This window comes from Arthrobacter sp. 05T420 (genome assembly GCF_056396305.1).
Map to the genome: position 1 here is coordinate 21,392 of NZ_JBFTLG010000012.1, position 15,466 is coordinate 36,857.

Sequence of the window (15,466 nt, forward strand, 5' to 3'; positions counted from 1 at the left end):
CCGTTCGATCCGGCCATGACACTATCCTAAGCATGCTTAGGACCAAGAATTCAAGTGGGAGCATGCCCGGGCCGGCGATTATGGGCCGGTACGCCTGAACTTAGCTCGTCGCCCTGGCGGGGGAGCAGTGGCGTTACACGGTGCATGGAGGCGGCGTGCCAGTCGGGATCGGATGAAAGGCCTCGGCATCGTTCAAGGGCTCGGGGCTGCCCGAGAAACTCTGCGGCGGCTCGACCAAATCGTCTGACGAGCTCTCCAGCCTCACTGGCTCGTGATCTTTATCCCGGCCACGGCCCCTTTCCATGCACCGGTCGGGTCGTGCCGGGTCAACTGGGGCCCCGATGTACAAGGCGCCCGGGCCGGCCCCGCAACGTTCAACAGTGCGGGGCCCTTCCATTCCTACGTGACCGGCACCATCAACCTGGCTGCCGTGCTCGGGTAGTTGCCGCGGGTAGCCTGTTCAAGCCCGCCGCACAAATGAAGGAACATGATCATCACCCGCTCCGCAGTCACCAAGTCCCTAACCGTTCTCACCTGCCTGGTCCTGGCAGGTTCCCTCGCCGGCTGTAACGCCGCAGCCCATGTTGGTGCCAAGGTCGCCGACGCCATCCACAGCGCGGGAGCGTCCCAAGCCCCCGCTGCCGGTTCCAGCAACCCGGGCCAAACCGCCGCGGCCGTAGCCCAGCTGGCGTCCATCCCAGTGAAGGGCAAGGCCCCGAAGACCGGCTACAGCCGAGGGCAGTTCGGCCCCGCCTGGTCTGACGTGGACCACAACGGCTGCGACACGCGCAACGACATGCTCCGCCGCGACCTCACCGAGGTAACGACCAAACCGGGTACCAAAGACTGCGTCATCGCCTCCGGGAAGCTCGCCGACAAGTACACCGGCAAGCCCATCAACTTCACCCGCGGCCAGAACTCCGCCGCCGTCCAGATCGACCACATCATTCCGTTGTCCCTGGCTTGGCAGACCGGCGCCCAGCAGATCAGCGCCGAGCAGCGCCTCCAGCTCGCGAACGACCCCTTGAACCTCATGTCAGCCGATGGGTCCGCCAACCAGCAGAAATCGGACTCCTCGGCCGACGCGTGGCTGCCGGCGAACAAGGCATTCAGGTGTGAGTACGTCGCCCGCCAGACCGCCGTGAAGGCCAAGTACAAGCTCTGGGTCACCCAGCCAGAGCACGACGCCATCGCCGGTATCCTCGCCGCCTGCAAGTAACCGGCACCGTGGCCGGGGTAAAGCGGCCATAGATGTGGTGCGCCGCCTCGGATTCCCTTACGCTGACACCGGAGCCGACGACGATGGGGGTACAGGCGCTGATGAGTGAGCCGGGGGAGCTGGGGGAACCGAAGCGAATTCCGCTGCGGAAGCTTGAATAAATGGCCGGCAACCCGCTCCCGCCCGAGGACTGGCACAACCCCACACCGCTGCCACCGGGCTGGAACGCCAACCAGGTCCAGACATACTCCTCCTTCCAGGACCCCCGTGCCTGGGTTGCCCCGCGACCGATCCGGCCCTTCCGGGCCGTGCTCAAGATCACCGCAGCCCTTAGCGCCGGCGCGCTCCTGTTCGCCTTCAGCCTGTACCTGCACGGTTACCTGAAACCGTCGGCGTTCCTCGGCGGCCCCGCGAAAGCTCCTGGCATCAGCGAGCCCAGTACCAACGAACCAGGCCCTCTGATTTACCACACCGGCCAGAACCCCGCCGGCTCTAGGGCACCGGCTGACGCTGACGGGTCCGAGCCTTTCACCGACTACCCGACCCCGGGCCGGGAAGAGGCCGCTGCCCCGCTCGGACGCCCCGCAGCGGTGCCCGCCACGTCCGCCGCCTACGCCTTCAGCGACACCAGCGACGACGGGAACCCGGTCGGGTATGACCCGTGCCGGCCCATCCACTACGTCACCCGCGCCGCCAACTCACCCGCTGCCGGACCGGAGCTCATCAAGGAGGCCATCGCCGCGGTCTCCCGCGCGACCGGGCTGGTGTTCATCGACGACGGCGCCACCACGGAGGCTCCGTCGGCGCAGCGCGAGTCGTACCAGCCGGGCCGGTACGGGGACCGGTGGGCGCCGGTGCTCATCGCCTGGGAAAGTACAGCCGAGGAGTCCAGCTTCACCGACCTCGAGGGCCAGGGCACCATCCTTGGCCAGGCTGGCAGCGAGTCGGTCAGCGTCGGGGGAAGTGACTACACCTACGTCAGCGGCCAGCTGGAACTGAATGCTCCCGCCCTAAAGTCCCTGATCAAACAGGAAGGCCCGGCCCAGGCCAGAGGCACCATCGAACACGAACTCGACCACCTCGTGGGGCTGGACCACGTCCAGGACCCGACCCAGCTGATGAACCCGACCGACTCTGCGGGCCTGAACACCTACCAGGCCGGGGATCTCAACGGCCTGGCCCTCCTCGGCCAGGGGGAGTGCCGGCCCGGAGTCTGAGCGGGGGCGGTCCTGCCGCACACATACGAAGCATGAGTTCTGACGCGCCCGACACATCGACAACGCTGTCCCTTTGTCCTCAACGACGGTGGGGACAAGGAAGCGCCCGTGCAGCAGCCCCTCCCTGGCGAATTAGACTAGGGATCGTCTGCCTTCGGCATCGGCCAACGGAGCTCTCTGCACCTGAGAGCAGTGTCAGCCCAAGCAAAGGAAGGCCCCCAGTGAGCCAGATCGATCTCACCGCCCCCGCCGAGACCGGCCGCAAGTCCCGGCCTGTCCTCTGGATTTCGGGGCTGATCCTCCTGACCCTGGTTGCCGGTATCGCCGGGGCCCTGACGGCGCACGCCGCGTTCCCTGGCGCCGAGACTGCGCCCGCCACCTGGACGGTCGCCACTAAAACCACGCCGCAACCATCAACAACCGCACAGGCCAAGCCGGCCGACGCCGCAGAGAAGACGTTCCACTTCACCAACTGCAACGACGCTTGGGCCAGCGGCCAGGGGGCCTTCAAAAGAGGCGAGCCGGGCTACACCGAACAGCTGGACCCGGACGGCGACGGCATCGCGTGCCCGACCAGCCCGCAGCGCCCGACCAGCCCGCAGCGTTAGTACCTAGTAAACAACAGCCAGCGGTTCGTTAGCCTGTGGAGTTCCGGCATCGGACCCGCAGAACTGCCCAACAACGAAGTCCGTCATGTTGCTGTCCGCAGATTCCGCATTTCCACCCCGTTGCGCCCTGTCCGTCCATCTAAACCCCTGCTAGCTCTCTTGCCGTTCTTCCAGGCAGGTTCATCGGCGCTTGGGCTCCCAGTCCATCTTTAGGCGGCCAGCGCCAAATTCACGCAGAACCATTTCCGCCTCTAAGGACCCGACGCCGTCCGATCTTGCGAGAGTCTCCAGATAGGCCCGCCCTTCGATTTCAGCCCAGAACAGAGAATGAGCGGCGGACCATTGGGCCACGGTCGGGGTGGGATGGGCGATCATCGCCGTGATTGCCGCGCGCCCTTCAGCAGTCCTCCTCAGCTCTAGCTGGGCACGTTGCATCCGATGGACCTGCCTGTTCCATTGTCCGGCGCGCGCGTCGCCTGCCAAGGAGATCGAGTCCATTGCCTCCAGCGCGGCCAGATACGCATCGGCCCACTTGGCGACGTCCTCAGGCTTCATAACGTACCCCCGTGTGGATGTGCCGCCATTTTCATGATGCCCCACGCCGCTGCCGCGATCGCCTCAGCCGGTGCAGCAGCGACGAACTGGTGGTCCGCCGGCCCGGGCACCTCCCGGGCCGGCAGGTTTTCTTCCTATCGGCGGTTGATGCTGGTCGGATTCGGGACCCGGGAGCTTTTCAGCACTCCGCTCTGTGCCGTTGGCGCCGGAGCAGGAGTCGAAAGCGTGACCGTGAACTTTCCGTCCAGGCCGCGCGTCACCGACCCGTGTTCGAAGGACACCGCCGTCCCGCCGGCCACTGCGTGGACGCCGCTCGTGGGATAACCCAGGGCCTCCAGGTCCGGGACGCTGACTCCACCCAGCCAGGCGTTGGGCAGGTAGTGGACTCCAGCCCCGGTCTTGGAGACGATGGCGCCGTTCTGGAACCACTGGCCGGCAACCGAGATGGCGCCGGTCTCGTCATGGCCGATGCCCTGGTTGCTGGAGAGGTAGCCGACCACCTTGACCCCGCCGGCTGCGAGATACTCCTTGTAGTAGTCGCCGAACACGGCGTGGGCATGGGTCGGGTCCTCATTGAAGACAGGGACCCGCACCCCGTTCCAGGCGATCATGCCGTGCTCGAAGGTCTGGTAGACGAAGCTTGCGCCCGTGTTCTTGGCGGTGATCTCACCCGAGGTGGGGAACCCCAGTGCGCCCCGCTCAGCACCGGCCTGGGCATACAGCGAGCGAATCGCCCCCAGTGTGGAGTGGGCGCCGGCGGTCGGCGTCCAGTAGATGATCCCGCCCTTGAACTGCTGGTAGACGCCGCCTCCGACCGTCCGCTTTTCCTCGGTGATCGGCAGACCGAGCTTGCCGGCGTCGGTACCCAGGCGCCTGTATTCGCCGAGGATCCCGCCCCGGACCGAATGGGCGCCGGTGGCCGGGGACCAGTAGATGAGCCCGTACCGGAAGTTCTGGACCCGGTCCGCGTGACCGCTGTACTCGTTGGACGTCGGGGCCCCCAAGGTGCGTACCTGGGCGTTGTAAAGGGAGCCGATGGCCCCGCCGGTGGTGTATCCGGCCGCTTCAGCGGGGGCGGACACGGCAACAGCGCTGCCTGCGAGGGCCAGGACGGCCATGGCGAGCGTGAGCGGGCGTTTCTTGAACACTGCAGACCTCATTTTTCCGCAGCGCTCGGCGCTGCCTCGAACCGGTGATGTCGGGCTTGACGCGCCGGCTGAGACAGTTCCCCCCGCCTGATTGTTTCCCCCAGAGTGGAGACTACTTTCAACTCACGCATTTGGGAATAAAGAATCTGGACCAAAAAACTCCATCTGGACGCTCAAGGAGCCGCCTTCCGGGAGCGGCCAGCGCCATGCGGAATATGACACGGCCCGCCAGCCTGACTTTTGTCACGAAAATGACAAGCATACTTCTCTAGTCATTGGACAAAACCCGTGTCTAAAGTGATCGACATCACTCACTTCCAAGAGTGGAGCCACGATGTTTGTTGCGGTAGGCGGGGTCGGCGGAGTGGTTGGGGGACTGATCACCTGTGCCGAATAAGACGACCAAACCGTGGGTAGTCCGTGCTCTCGTCGCGGTGGTCGCATTTGTGATCTTCATGGCAATCTGGCTAGTCATCGTCGGGATTTCAACGCAGACAGTAATTGCCGGAGCTGTGGTTGGTGCCGTAGTGGTTGCAACCCTGTCGATGGTCTTTGCCATCAAAGGGGGACGACGATGACACCGGGTCATTTGACAGCTCGCGGAGAATCGTGGCTGTAGCGATTGCCACTGTCGTTGCTTCACCGCTCACGGCCAGTGCTAGCGGTGCGGCTGCCACGATCGTAGAGGAGTAGGTGCGGACATGGCTGTCGAGATGCTGAAGCCCTCACCCCGGGGCAGGTGGGAAAAGGCCGCTGTCACCTCACAGTTCTGGCTGCTCTTCGTCGCGACTATGGCCTCAAGCGTCGTCCGCGACGACCTGGGTTTCTGGGGATCCACTGCATTAACTGTTGTCATCATGGGCCTCGGATCGTTCCTGCTTGCCTACAAGGCGGTCCCCGAACGGAAAGAGCGTCTGGCCCGCGACGCCGAGCGCGGCGTGATCGAATGCGCACTCCGGTACGCGGACTCGCATCCCGATTCGCTCCGCGGCCGGTGGCTGCCGGGCTTCGCCGAAATCGGCACCGGCACGTTCAAGTTTCAGCCCGACTACATCGACAAGGGTGAGCCCGCAGGCAAGATCACGGTGTTCTCCGACGTCGCCCGCCAGGGCCAAGTCGAGCCGCCCCCGAAGCGGCCTCGCGAGCTGAAGAAGAACTGGGGGATTGTGGCCCTGACGACCGACAAGGGGCGGCTGCATCTGGCCACCGGCGAGCCTGGCGTGAAGGTCATCGATGAGCGACTGCGGTAAGCGTGGCGTGCGGTGGCCGACGTCGACGGTTCCACTTCTCCTGCTGTCTCGCGGCTGTCCCCGAGCTACTTGTGCCCGACGGTCGCCGCGACCTCGGGCGTAATGGCTGTGCCGGCGGCTGAGGAGACGTAGGCGGCGCCGGTGCAATGATGGTGGCCTGCAAGAATGGGCGCATGTCCCTGCACGACTATCCGATCCGCCGACTGACAGAGGATCCGAGCAACGTTCTGGACCGTCGGATATGGCCGGCGTCCCTGGCTCCCGTCGCCCAGGTCCTCGACCACGGACTCGATCTGACATCCGCCACCATCCTGGTCGGCGAAAACGGGTCCGGTAAATCCACGCTTGTGGAGGCCATCGCCTTGGCCTACGGCTTGTCGCCGGAAGGGGGATCAACTGGAGCGCGGCACACCACCAGGTCCACGGAATCCAAGCTCTCCTATCACCTCCGCCTGGTCCGAAACGCCGGCACCACCAGGCGGGGCTACTTTCTGCGCGCCGAAACCATGCACGGCTTCTTCACCTATCTCGAGGAAAACCCGAGCAGGACAGGGGACATCCCATTCCATGACATGTCACATGGGGAGTCTTTCCTGGAGCTGGCAGTGGATCGTTTCCGAGGACGCGGATTGTGGGTGCTCGACGAACCCGAATCCGCATTGTCCTTCAACGGATGCCTCACCCTCCTCGCCGTCTTGAAGGACCTGTTGGCCGCGGGCAACTCGCAGATCATCATGTCTACGCACTCACCCGTTCTGGCCGCCCTGCCTGGGGCGCAGATCCTGGAAGCCGGACCTTGGGGTCTACGGCCTCGGACATGGTCAGACTTGGAAATGGTCACAAACATGCGATCGTTCCTTGAAGCACCCGAGCGCTACCTTCGCCATCTCTAATGCCGACTCTAATGCCGAGACCTCGCGAATTGCCGCCCATGAAGCGAACCGGAAAGCCCAGGGCACTGATTTTCCTGACCACGCGGTCAGGAGTCTGCTGACACAGACTCGATGATCAGTCTGCGCCGCTTCATAACGGCGCCGATGAACATCGAGCGCACCCGGTCACCGCCCCGCCGCCGATGCAGTTGAGCAAATAGTCGGGCGGGAACGTCCTCACGTCCAGAATTTCTCGGGAGGCTGTTTTTCGACAACAAAAAAGAAACCCCGTCCTGCCGGCCGTTAGGCCTGCGGGACGAGGTTTCTCTGTGGTGCACCCCCCGGGACTCGAACCCGGAACCCATTGATTAAGAGTCAATTGCTCTGCCAGTTGAGCTAGAGGTGCAGCTGTTGTTTCGTTCCCCGCGGGCTTTTTATTTCCCGCGTTGTTCTCCGCAACGACATGAAACTCTACACGAGATTGGCTGTCGTGTGAAATCGAGACCCGCATGGCGGTTGCGGCTAGCCATGGAGGTCCAAAACCAGCGCGAAATCAGGGTTTTGGCCGTTGCTGAGGAGCCATAGCCGACCGTCAGGAGCGAGTGAAACGTTGCGCACCCGCCCGTACTTTCCGGTGAAATAGCTCACAGGTTTGTCGGCGAATTCGCCCCGGAGCGGAACAACCCAGAGTCTTTGGCCGCGCAGTGCGCCCAAGTAGGCGGTATTGCCGACTATTTCCAGTCCGCTGGGGGACGATTCCGCCGTCGACGGCCACACCACTTTGGCGTCCAGGAAGCCGGAGCGGTGCGGGGCGCCCGTTACGTCCGGCCAGCCGTAGTTGCCGCCGGGCACGATCAGGTTGAGCTCGTCGTCGACGGTGGGGCCGAATTCGCTGGCCCACAGCCGGCCCGCGCTGTCCCAGGCCAACCCCTGGACGTTCCGGTGGCCGATGCTGTAGACGGGGTTCTGGCCGAACGGGTTTCCCGGCGCCGGCCGGCCGTCGGCGGTGATCCGGAGGATCTTTCCGCCCAGTGCCGCTCTGTTTTGCGGCTGGTCGCGGCGCTGGGAGTCGCCCGTTCCCACATAGAGGAAACCGTCGGGCCCAAAGCGGATCCGTCCGCCGTTGTGCGTGCCGGCCTTTGGAATCCCCGTAAAAACGGGCTGCGGGGCGCCGAGCTCCAGCTGTCCGCCGTGCTCCTCCAGCCGCATGCGGGCGATTCTGTTGTCCGCCGCCGCGGTGAAGTAGGCGTAGAGGTACCGGTCGTTGGCAAAATTGGGGGAAAGGGCAAGGCCCAGAAGGCCACCTTCTCCGCCGGGGACGACGCCGGGCACCTTGCCGATCGTCCCCAGCTGCCCGCCTTTGATTGTCCTGAGCAGTGCGGTGTCGCGCTCGGAAATGACGGCGGTGCCGTCGGGCAGGTACACGGTGGACCACGGCAGGTGCAGCCCGTCTATGCGGCCGGCCACGGTGGGCTCCTGCGGTGTGGCCGCTGGGCCCGCTGGGCCGGAGCCGGCGGCGGTGCTGTCTCCTGACTGGACCACGGGCGAGGGTGGCCCGCCACCGGTACAGGCGCCCAAGCACACCAGCGCAACGGCCAAGGCGGCGGCCCGGGCCGCCGCCTTAATAGCCGCCGCCTTAATAAAAGGGGGCCCGCAAGAGAAACGGGGGAGCATCAAAGGACCAGATGAGATGGGGCGTCGGCCTGAGCCGCCAGCTACTGCCGCGTCCGGCGCGGCGGCCGGAACCCGGCTGCTTCGGCGTGCGCTGCGGAGGCAAACCAGACCTCAGCCCGGGTTTCTTCATACGCCGGGCTGGTCTCGTCGTGGTAGATCATGGACGAGGCATTGCCCTTGACGGTGAAACCAGCAGGGCCGCTTCCATCGGCTGCCGGAGCCGCTGAACCCTCGCCGTAGGGCTGGTCAGTGGCGAGATGGCCGCTGGGCTCCGCCGTGTGGCTCGCGAAGGCCTCGGATGTCGCGGACGAGGCTGCCGTCTGCGTTGTTTCTGCGTCAGCGAGCGACGCAGGCTGCGACCCGGGGGCGGCCGCGGCAGGCATCGCCGTGCCGGTGCCAGTGTCTTCGACGGCTTCGGCAGCTGCCGATTCCGCGCCCGGCAGAGTCGGTGCGTGGGGCTCGGTGTATTCCGGGTGGTGGACCGGATGGCCCGCCGCGGCTGCGGTTGCGGCTGCCATTTCAGCTGCCCTACCAGGCTCCGCCGTCGCAGCGTGTGCGCCATGGGCCGGTTCAGGATGGGCCGCTGGAGTATGCGTCTCCGCCGGAGGAGCGGTCTCGGACCACTGGGTCTCCCATTCAGCACTGCCCGGGGTACCTGCTGATTCCGGAGCCTCCGCGGCCCGGGGCTCGGAAGCCGTAGGGCCGGCTTCCGCCTCCTGCTCGACCGTCGGGCCGGCTGTGGCGGCCGCTGACTCGGACGCCTCGGGGGCGGTCGTTGACTCCTGGGCAGGCGTGGCCTGCTCAGTCGCGGCTGCCTGAGGCGCCTGCGCTGCGTCCGGCGCGGCCATGGCCGCTGTCGAACCGGCTGCCGCCGCCGAACCGGCTGCAGTCGCACCTGCCGCCGCCGTCGGACTGGCCGAAGTGCCGGCCGAAGCGCCGGCAGAGGTGTCCTTGCTGGTGCCTGCGGCGGAATCTGCGCCCGGGCGGCTCTTGTTGCGGTTCAGCAGCCACCAGACCACTGCAACCACAACGATGATGACAACGAGCCAGACGATCCAGTCCATAGCAGAGCCTTTCAGTCCGAATTCAGCCCATGAGGCATAGTTGCCGATGCTTGACGGTACGTCCGGGCGGAGCCGGCTGTCCAGCCTCATGACGGCCAAAACCGGGCATCCCTGGAACCCGGAGACGGCCCGGTGATCCGGCCCAAACCGAAATCAAACCCGGCCCGGCGTGTAGCCTCGCCTCATGGATTTCAAGCGACTGCAGATTCTGCGCGAACTCGCCGGCCGGGGGACCGTAGGCGCCACTGCCGAGGCCATGAAGGTCACACCGTCGGCTGTGTCGCAGCAGCTGAAGACATTGCAGGAGGAACTGGGCGTAGTGCTGGTGGAGAAGTCCGGCAGGGGAGTGCGGCTTACCGAGGCAGGGCTGGCCATGGCCGGGGCCGCCGCCGACGTCTCCACGGCCATGGCGCGGGCTGAGGCAACGATTGACACGTACCGGCGGGGCTGGCAGACGCGCGTGGTGGCGGCCTTCTTTCCCAGCGCCGCGGAGATGTTCCTGCCTGGCATGCTTCACCGGGTCAAGGCCGTGGAAGGGCTGCGGTTCGAAGCCCATTTCGAGGACCCGGGCGTTGCCGGGTTCGCCGGGCTGACCGCAGACTACGACATCGTCCTGGCGCACAGCGTGGACGGTCCGGAAGTCTTCGGCGGCCAGGGCCTGACGGTGGTGCCGCTGCTGGACGAACCGCTGGATGTGGCCCTCCCCGCAGGGCACGCTTTGGCCGGCAAGGCCACGCTGTGCGCCGAGGACGTCGTCGGCTTCCCGTGGATGGGAGTTCCCGAGGGCTTTCCCTTCGACACCGTGCTGCGCCAGATCGAGGTGCGGGCCGACTCGCAAGCCGTCCGCGCCCAGCAGTTCCCGGATCTGCGCGTGCTGGAAGCCCTGGTCAGCGCCGGACACGGGCTAAGCCTGCTGCCGCGGTACACGGCGGTCAGCAACCAGGGCAGGGGGTTCGTCCTGCGGCCGCTCGAGGGGGTGAAGGCTAGCCGGAGCATCGTTGCGCTGGCCCGTCCGGACGTCGCGGCCCGGACCACCATCCAACAGGTCCTGGCGATGCTCAAGGCCGAGGCCCAGGGTGTCGCCGAAGCCCCGGAACAACGTGACGCGGCTCACCGGGCCTGAGGAAAAACACCGCTCCATTTTCATGATGTGAGACGAGAGTCCACTATTTGATCGAAATATTCCCGGTTTTCCGCTTAACGCTCCGTTGTGGGGTCGTTGGCGTCTGCGGCGGAGCCCTAGACTTTGAGCCATGAGTCAGGACACCCAAAAAGCAGCAGACACCAAGCCGGACATCAAGCCCCGCAGCCGGGTCGTTACCGATGGAATCCACGCCGCCCCCGCGCGCGGCATGTTCCGGGCGGTCGGCATGGGCGACGACGACTTCGCCAAGCCGCAGATCGGCGTGGCGAGCTCGTGGAACGAGATCACGCCCTGCAACCTTTCCCTGAACCGCCTGGCCCAGGGCGCCAAGGAAGGCGTCCACGCCGGCGGCGGGTTCCCCATGCAGTTCGGCACCATCTCCGTCTCCGACGGCATCTCCATGGGCCACGAGGGCATGCATTTCTCCCTGGTGTCCCGCGAAGTCATTGCCGACTCGGTCGAGACAGTCATGCAGGCCGAACGGATCGACGGCTCGGTGCTCCTGGCCGGCTGCGACAAGTCGCTGCCCGGCATGCTGATGGCCGCGGCCCGCCTGGACCTGGCCTCGGTGTTCCTCTACGCCGGCTCCATCATGCCCGGCTGGGTCAAACTTGAGGACGGCTCCGAAAAGGAAGTCACCCTCATTGACGCGTTCGAAGCAGTCGGCGCCTGCGCCGCCGGCAAGATGAGCCTCGAGGACCTGACCCGCATCGAAAAAGCAATCTGCCCGGGCGAAGGCGCCTGCGGCGGCATGTACACGGCCAACACCATGGCCTGCATCGGCGAGGCGATGGGCATGTCCCTGCCCGGCTCAGCCGCCCCGCCCTCCGCGGACCGCCGCCGCGACGAATTCGCCCGCAAGTCCGGCGAGGCAGTGGTCAACCTCCTGCGCCTGGGCATCACCGCCCGCGACATCATGACCAAGAAGGCGTTCGAGAACGCCATCGCCGTGACCATGGCATTCGGCGGCTCCACCAACGCCGTCCTGCACCTGCTCGCCATCGCCCGCGAAGCCGAAGTTGAACTGACGCTCGATGACTTCAACCGGATCGGCGACAGGATCCCGCACCTCGGCGACCTGAAGCCGTTCGGCCGCTACGTCATGACCGACGTCGACAAGATCGGCGGCGTTCCGGTCATCATGCGCGCACTGCTCGACGCCGGACTGCTCCACGGCGACTGCCTCACCGTCACCGGCAAGACAGTTGCCGAGAACCTCGCCGCGATCAACCCGCCGGACCTGGACGGCAAGATCCTCCGCGCCCTGGACAACCCGATCCACAAGACCGGCGGCATCACCATCCTGCACGGCTCGATGGCCCCCGAAGGCGCCGTCGTGAAGAGCGCCGGCTTCGACGCCGACGTCTTCGAGGGCACCGCCCGCGTCTTCGAGCGCGAGCAGGGCGCCCTGGACGCGCTCGACAACGGCAAGATCAAGGCCGGCGACGTCGTGGTCATCCGCTACGAGGGTCCCAAGGGCGGCCCCGGCATGCGGGAGATGCTCGCCATCACCGGCGCCATCAAGGGCGCGGGCCTGGGCAAGGACGTCCTGCTGCTGACCGACGGACGGTTCTCCGGCGGAACCACCGGCCTCTGCATCGGCCACGTCGCGCCGGAAGCCGCCGACGGCGGCCCCATCGCGTTCGTCAAGGACGGTGACCGGATCCGCGTGGACATCGCGGCCCGCACGTTCGACCTGCTCGTTGACGAGACCGAGCTTGAAGCCCGCAAGGTGGGCTGGGAGCCGCTCCCGGCCAAATTCACCAAGGGCGTCCTCGCCAAGTACGCCAAGCTCGTCCACAGCGCCTCCACCGGCGCGTACTGCGGCTGATTCTCCGGGCCTGGGTGACCAGGCTTAATAAGGGAAGCTCCGAGGGGCCCCGAACGCACGGCGTCCGCGCCGGGCGTTCGGGGCAGGAGATTCCCGCCTGCCGCCAAAGTTGCTGGGTCACCAAGGGAATGGCGAGGACCAACCAGTGGACAGTGTTGTCCAGATAGTGAGACACGGGGCGGGCTCGTTGACACCTGTCTCACTCAGAGGGAAAACTGAACGCATGATCGAGATCGTTACCGCCGGAGCCGCTGCAGTCGAGAGCACTGCAGATGTTTCCGTCGTACTTACCAAGCGCGTGGCTCAATAGCCTTCACTGGTAACGAACCGTCACGCGCAACCCCTCGAAGAGCCCGCCGGCTGAGGGGTTTTTTTATTTCCCGCACCACAGCACCACCAGCACCATTCAGAAGTTCCACGATCACCGAAGATCCACAAAGGAAGAGTCCGATGAGCAAAGGATCGCCGATCAGCCCCTCGCTGATGGCCACCAAGTCCACTGGAGCCCACAAGGCTCCGGAACGCGTCGAACGTCCGGCTGACGCCGGCGTCGACTCTGCTGCCGTCTCTCCTGTCCTCGGACCGAACAACGTCGTACCCCCGACGGTCATGACCGGTTCGGAAGCAATTGTCCGCTCGCTCGAAGAACTCGGCGTCCAGGACATTTTCGGTTTGCCCGGTGGCGCGATCCTGCCCACCTACGACCCCTTGATGGCCTCCAAAATGAACCACGTTTTGGTCCGTCACGAACAGGGAGCCGGCCACGCCGCGCAAGGCTACGCCATGGTCACCGGACGGGTTGGCGTCTGCATCGCCACCTCGGGCCCCGGTGCCACAAACCTCGTTACCGCCATCATGGATGCCCACATGGACTCCGTGCCGATAGTGGCCATCACCGGTCAGGTCTCCAGCGGGGTGATCGGCACCGACGCCTTCCAGGAAGCGGACATCGTCGGGATCACCATGCCGATCACGAAGCACTCCTTCCTGGTCACGGACCCCAACGACATCCCGCATGTGATGGCTGAGGCCTTCCACTTGGCCTCCACCGGACGCCCGGGACCGGTCCTCGTGGACATCGCCAAGGACGCCCAGCAGGGCCAGATGACGTTCTCCTGGCCGCCCAAGATCGATCTCCCGGGATACCGGCCGGTGGTCCGCGGCCACAACAAGCAGGTCCGCGAGGCCGCGCGGCTCATTTCCGGTGCCAGCAAGCCCGTGCTCTACGTCGGCGGCGGTGTGGTCAAGGCCCACGCCTCGGCCGAACTGCGTGAACTCGCTGAGCTGACCGGCGCTCCCGTGGTGACCACCCTGATGGCCCGGGGCGTGTTCCCGGACTCGCACCCGCAGCACGTGGGCATGCCGGGCATGCACGGCACGGTGTCCGCCGTGACCGCCTTGCAGCAGTCCGACCTGCTGATCACCCTCGGCGCCCGGTTTGATGACCGGGTGACCGGCATCCTGAAGTCCTTTGCCCCGAACGCCAAGGTCATCCACGCCGACATCGATCCGGCGGAAATCTCCAAAAACCGCACGGCCGATGTCCCGATCGTTGGCTCGGTCAAGGAGATCATCCCGGAGCTGACCGAGGCCCTGCGTCTGCAGTTCGAGGCGTTCGGCACCCCGGATCTGACCACCTGGTGGGCCTTCCTCAACAACCTCAAGGAAACCTACCCGCTGGGCTGGACCGAGCCGGAGGACGGGCTCAGCGCCCCGCAGCGCGTCATCGAACGCATCGGCGCCCTGACCGGCCCCGAGGGAGTCTTCGTCGCCGGCGTCGGGCAGCATCAGATGTGGGCCTCGCAGTTCATCAAGTACGAACGCCCGCACGCCTGGCTCAACTCCGGCGGCGCCGGCACCATGGGTTACGCCGTGCCGGCGGCCATGGGCGCCAAGGTGGGCGAGCCGGACCGCGTGGTCTGGGCGATCGACGGCGACGGCTGCTTCCAGATGACCAACCAGGAACTGGCCACCTGCGCGATCAACAAGATCCCCATCAAGGTCGCCATCATCAACAACTCCTCCCTCGGCATGGTCCGGCAGTGGCAGACCCTCTTCTACGAGGGCCGCTACTCCAATACCGACCTCAACACCGGACACGACACAGTCCGCATCCCGGACTTCGTCAAGCTGGCGGACGCCTACGGCTGCGCCGCCTTCCGGTGCGAACGCGACGAGGACATCGACGCCACCATCCAGAAGGCACTGGAGATCAATGACCGCCCGGTGGTCATCGACTTCGTCGTGAGCCCCAACTCGATGGTGTGGCCGATGGTCCCCGCCGGGGTCAGCAACGACCAGATCCAGGTTGCCCGCAACATGACCCCGGAATGGGAAGAGGAGGACTGAACATGACCCGCCACACATTGTCCGTTCTGGTCGAAGACAAGCCTGGTGTGCTGACCCGCGTCGCCAGCCTCTTCGCCCGCCGGGCCTTCAACATCAATTCCCTGGCCGTCGGCCCCACCGAGGTCCCGGGCATGTCCCGGATGACCGTGGTGGTCGACGCCGACGGCGAGCTGATCGAACAGATCACGAAGCAGCTGAACAAGCTGGTCAACGTGATCAAGATCGTCGAGCTCACCTCAGAATCTTCCGTACAGCGCGACCACATCCTGGTCAAGGTACGTGCGGATGCCGCAACACGCCTGCAGGTCACCCAGGCTGCAGACCTGTTCCGCGCTTCAGTGGTCGACGTCTCCACAGAGTCGGTGGTCATTGAGGCAACGGGCCACCCCGAGAAGCTCACGGCACTTTTGTCAGTGCTTGAGCCTTTCGGCATCCGCGAAATCGTGCAGTCCGGCACCTTGGCCGTTGGGCGGGGATCCCGCTCCATGAGTGACAGGGCCCTACGCAGCGCTTAAGAACTGCGCAGCGCAGGCGC

General features: G+C 65.6%; 13 protein-coding genes and 1 tRNA gene. 9 read left to right on the forward strand and 5 right to left on the reverse strand.

Features of this window, described 5'->3' with window-relative positions; all coding sequences use genetic code 11:
• Nucleotides 1-487: 487 nt before the first annotated feature.
• From AC1DEM_RS12810 to AC1DEM_RS12820, 3 genes are all read left to right on the forward strand, one after another.
• Complete coding sequence (locus AC1DEM_RS12810) at nt 488-1,219, forward strand: HNH endonuclease family protein (RefSeq protein ID WP_476884730.1); 732 nt, start codon at nt 488-490, stop codon at nt 1,217-1,219.
• Nucleotides 1,220-1,380: 161 nt separating this feature from the next.
• Nucleotides 1,381-2,436, forward strand: coding sequence for a hypothetical protein (locus AC1DEM_RS12815; protein ID WP_476884731.1), 1,056 nt, complete (start codon nt 1,381-1,383; stop codon nt 2,434-2,436).
• A gap of 221 nt (nt 2,437-2,657) precedes the next feature.
• Nucleotides 2,658-3,044: an excalibur calcium-binding domain-containing protein gene (locus tag AC1DEM_RS12820; protein WP_476884732.1), complete on the forward strand. Its 387-nt coding sequence runs from the start codon at nt 2,658-2,660 to the stop codon at nt 3,042-3,044.
• 180 nt (nt 3,045-3,224) lie between these two features.
• Here AC1DEM_RS12820 and AC1DEM_RS12825 read toward each other — a convergent pair whose 3' ends face one another.
• Together AC1DEM_RS12825 and AC1DEM_RS12830 are read right to left on the reverse strand one after the other, a co-directional pair.
• The gene (locus AC1DEM_RS12825) at nt 3,225-3,599 is read right to left on the reverse strand and encodes a hypothetical protein (protein WP_476884733.1); all 375 of its coding nucleotides are present in this window, start codon (nt 3,597-3,599) and stop codon (nt 3,225-3,227) included.
• Nucleotides 3,600-3,733: 134 nt separating this feature from the next.
• Nucleotides 3,734-4,747, reverse strand: a complete 1,014-nt coding sequence (locus tag AC1DEM_RS12830; RefSeq protein ID WP_476884734.1) for an LGFP repeat-containing protein — start codon at nt 4,745-4,747, stop codon at nt 3,734-3,736.
• Nucleotides 4,748-5,448: 701 nt separating this feature from the next.
• On the opposite strand from AC1DEM_RS12830, the gene AC1DEM_RS12835 reads away from it, so the two are divergent.
• A complete protein-coding gene (locus tag AC1DEM_RS12835; protein WP_476884735.1) occupies nt 5,449-5,997 on the forward strand; it encodes a hypothetical protein in 549 nt (182 codons plus the stop codon).
• 173 nt (nt 5,998-6,170) lie between these two features.
• The gene (locus AC1DEM_RS12840; RefSeq protein ID WP_476884736.1) at nt 6,171-6,890 is read left to right on the forward strand and encodes an AAA family ATPase; all 720 of its coding nucleotides are present in this window, start codon (nt 6,171-6,173) and stop codon (nt 6,888-6,890) included.
• A 309-nt stretch (nt 6,891-7,199) separates the two neighbouring features.
• Here the strand turns inward: AC1DEM_RS12840 and AC1DEM_RS12845 are convergent.
• The 3 genes from AC1DEM_RS12845 to AC1DEM_RS12855 all read right to left on the reverse strand — a co-directional run bounded on the left by AC1DEM_RS12845 (nt 7,200) and on the right by AC1DEM_RS12855 (nt 9,607).
• Nucleotides 7,200-7,275, reverse strand: a tRNA-Lys gene (locus AC1DEM_RS12845).
• Nucleotides 7,276-7,391: 116 nt separating this feature from the next.
• Complete coding sequence (locus tag AC1DEM_RS12850; RefSeq protein ID WP_476884737.1) at nt 7,392-8,543, reverse strand: PQQ-dependent sugar dehydrogenase; 1,152 nt, start codon at nt 8,541-8,543, stop codon at nt 7,392-7,394.
• Between the two features lie 41 nt (nt 8,544-8,584).
• Nucleotides 8,585-9,607 (reverse strand): sunset domain-containing protein, encoded by a 1,023-nt coding sequence (locus tag AC1DEM_RS12855; protein WP_476884738.1) that lies wholly within the window; start codon nt 9,605-9,607, stop codon nt 8,585-8,587.
• Between the two features lie 184 nt (nt 9,608-9,791).
• On the opposite strand from AC1DEM_RS12855, the gene AC1DEM_RS12860 reads away from it, so the two are divergent.
• From AC1DEM_RS12860 to ilvN, 4 genes are all read left to right on the forward strand, one after another.
• Entirely contained in the window at nt 9,792-10,730 is a 939-nt protein-coding gene (locus AC1DEM_RS12860; protein ID WP_476884739.1) for a LysR family transcriptional regulator, read from the forward strand.
• Nucleotides 10,731-10,860: 130 nt separating this feature from the next.
• Nucleotides 10,861-12,582 (forward strand): dihydroxy-acid dehydratase, encoded by a 1,722-nt coding sequence (gene ilvD / locus AC1DEM_RS12865; protein WP_476884740.1) that lies wholly within the window; start codon nt 10,861-10,863, stop codon nt 12,580-12,582.
• Nucleotides 12,583-13,032: 450 nt separating this feature from the next.
• Complete coding sequence (locus tag AC1DEM_RS12870; protein WP_476884741.1) at nt 13,033-14,931, forward strand: acetolactate synthase large subunit; 1,899 nt, start codon at nt 13,033-13,035, stop codon at nt 14,929-14,931.
• A 2-nt stretch (nt 14,932-14,933) separates the two neighbouring features.
• Complete coding sequence (gene ilvN / locus AC1DEM_RS12875) at nt 14,934-15,446, forward strand: acetolactate synthase small subunit (protein ID WP_069952167.1); 513 nt, start codon at nt 14,934-14,936, stop codon at nt 15,444-15,446.
• The last annotated feature ends 20 nt before the right edge of the window (nt 15,447-15,466 follow it).

Excerpts from the sequence above, each read along its gene's own strand:
- AC1DEM_RS12860 (WP_476884739.1), top strand. The coding sequence starts at position 9,792 with ATGGATTTCAAGCGACTGCAGATTCTGCGCGAACTCGCCGGCCGGGGG.
- AC1DEM_RS12840 (WP_476884736.1), top strand. The coding sequence starts at position 6,171 with ATGTCCCTGCACGACTATCCGATCCGCCGACTGACAGAGGATCCGAGC.
- AC1DEM_RS12825 (WP_476884733.1), bottom strand. The coding sequence starts at position 3,599 with ATGAAGCCTGAGGACGTCGCCAAGTGGGCCGATGCGTATCTGGCCGCG.
- AC1DEM_RS12870 (WP_476884741.1), top strand. The coding sequence starts at position 13,033 with ATGAGCAAAGGATCGCCGATCAGCCCCTCGCTGATGGCCACCAAGTCC.
- ilvD (WP_476884740.1), top strand. The coding sequence starts at position 10,861 with ATGAGTCAGGACACCCAAAAAGCAGCAGACACCAAGCCGGACATCAAG.
- ilvN (WP_069952167.1), top strand. The coding sequence starts at position 14,934 with ATGACCCGCCACACATTGTCCGTTCTGGTCGAAGACAAGCCTGGTGTG.
- AC1DEM_RS12835 (WP_476884735.1), top strand. The coding sequence starts at position 5,449 with ATGGCTGTCGAGATGCTGAAGCCCTCACCCCGGGGCAGGTGGGAAAAG.
- AC1DEM_RS12815 (WP_476884731.1), top strand. The coding sequence starts at position 1,381 with ATGGCCGGCAACCCGCTCCCGCCCGAGGACTGGCACAACCCCACACCG.
- AC1DEM_RS12855 (WP_476884738.1), bottom strand. The coding sequence starts at position 9,607 with ATGGACTGGATCGTCTGGCTCGTTGTCATCATCGTTGTGGTTGCAGTG.
- AC1DEM_RS12850 (WP_476884737.1), bottom strand. The coding sequence starts at position 8,543 with ATGCTCCCCCGTTTCTCTTGCGGGCCCCCTTTTATTAAGGCGGCGGCT.
- AC1DEM_RS12810 (WP_476884730.1), top strand. The coding sequence starts at position 488 with ATGATCATCACCCGCTCCGCAGTCACCAAGTCCCTAACCGTTCTCACC.